At 38.1% G+C, this 388-nt stretch carries 1 protein-coding gene; it reads left to right on the top strand.

All coding sequences use genetic code 11. From position 1 onward, the window contains the following. Positions 1-136 precede the first annotated feature (136 nt). On the top strand, positions 137-379 hold the full coding sequence (locus ACYQ4S_RS12395; RefSeq protein WP_161879797.1) for a hypothetical protein: 243 nt from the start codon (positions 137-139) through the stop codon (positions 377-379). Positions 380-388: the final 9 nt, after the last annotated feature.

The following is a 388-nucleotide window of genomic DNA, read 5'->3' as shown; positions in this document are numbered from 1 at the left end:
TTTAAGGCGGTTGGATCTTTTAACAACAAAGGTTTTAGAAATAGGTGTAAAACAGCAACAGGTTCAAATCACCCTGTCTTTAATTGAATCGGCAACGGCCGAAATCTTATTTTGATCGGTATAAGGAGCGTGTCTAATGGAAGAGCAGGAAATATGGCAAGAGATCGAAACCTGTTATTTTGAACAAACGTATTCTCCCACATTGAAACTTTATATCCAACAACTCGTTCAGGCGTATAAAATTTCCAGCGAGGAAGCGTATTTGTTTTCCTATTCACAGACCAAGCAATTAATTGAAACAGCCATACAGCAGGAAGAGAGAGTTCCGTCGTCTTTTGAATCCAATGGATTTATGGAAGATCAGGATGTCTCATTTTAATGGAAAACA

It is taken from the genome of Alkalibacterium sp. s-m-28 (genome assembly GCF_054658175.1).
Note: the sequence above shows the minus strand (reverse complement) of the source record. Positions and strands in the feature narration are given on the sequence as shown.

What these genes read in the sequence shown, in the direction of transcription:
- ACYQ4S_RS12395 (WP_161879797.1), top strand. Translation starts at nt 137, where the DNA reads ATGGAAGAGCAGGAAATATGGCAAGAGATCGAAACCTGTTATTTTGAA.